2 protein-coding genes are annotated in these 1001 nt (G+C 73.1%); both read left to right on the top strand.

All coding sequences use genetic code 11. The features are described from left to right. Nucleotides 1–236: RICIN domain-containing protein (locus AB0O00_RS41525; protein ID WP_363659836.1), on the top strand; the 236-nt coding region annotated here is incomplete at its 5' end. Between the two features lie 167 nt (nucleotides 237–403). Further along, a complete protein-coding gene (locus tag AB0O00_RS41520) occupies nucleotides 404–877 on the top strand; it encodes a hypothetical protein (protein WP_363659835.1) in 474 nt (157 codons plus the stop codon). The last annotated feature ends 124 nt before the right edge of the window (nucleotides 878–1001 follow it).

Genomic DNA, 1001 nt, shown 5'->3' with positions numbered 1-1001 from the left:
CGAAGCTGTGCGCCGACGTCGGCGGCGGCTCGACGGCGGCCGGGGCCCAGGTGATCCAGTGGCCCTGCACCGGCGCCGCCAACCAGCGGTGGACTGCGACGGCGGTGGCGGGCGGGTACAAGCTCGCCTCGCAGAAGAGCGGGCTCCTGCTCACCACCGCTTCGACGAGCGACGGCGCGTTCGTCACCCAGCAGCCGGACACCGGCTCGGCGCTTCAGCGGTGGGTGATCGGCTGAGCGGTGATGGCGGGCAGCGTCATGCCTGCTATGCCCTGGGCCTGAGGCTGAGGACCGTGAGCAGGGTCGCACGGTCCGTTGCACGGGTCGGTCGCCATGCCGGGCCGTTGCCGGGACTTCCGGTTACCGCGTTGCGGGGGCGGCGGTGTCCGGGCCAGGATCGGGGGATGTTCGAGCTGCTGCCGGGAACGGGTGTCGTGTTGCCCCACAACGCGGGCGTGCTGCGGTTCGGCATGTCCGAGCGCGCGGCGCAGTGGGCCGTCGCGACGCTGGCGGATGTGCGGGAAACGTGGGTCTGCCAGGCCGGTTGGGCCTTCACGGCCTGCTACGAGGGCTTGGAACTGCTCGCCTACGGCGACGTCATCGACCGGCTGAGCCGCACCGAGTACGACGTGGACGGGCTGGCGGCCGTCCATCTCTTCCGGTACGGCGCCGGGCCCTCGATTCCGTCCGTGCCGTCCGCCGTCCCGGTGGTCCTCCGTGACGTCGATCTGTTCGGCTACCCGGCGGTGGAGGTCCTGGACGCGCTGGGCCCGGACCCGCACCCCACGGTGAAGCTCCGGCCGGCCCTGGACCGGGCTCCGGCGGGCTACTTGCGGGAGGTGGGGCTGTTGGCGCAGGCCGTCGTGTGGGGCGGGTAGGACCCGCGCGATCGCTTCGTACGCCTGCTGCCGCCGCCGGAGGTCCGCTCACATGGGCATGGCCATCGGCGGCATGTGCAGCCCCGGGACGGCCCCCGGGAGGAGGACGGCGCCGACCCAGGTC

This window comes from Kitasatospora sp. NPDC093558 (assembly GCF_040683475.1).
Taxonomy (GTDB): domain Bacteria; phylum Actinomycetota; class Actinomycetes; order Streptomycetales; family Streptomycetaceae; genus Kitasatospora.
The sequence above is the reverse complement of the archived record's forward strand: the minus strand, read 5'-3'. Positions and strand labels throughout refer to the sequence as shown.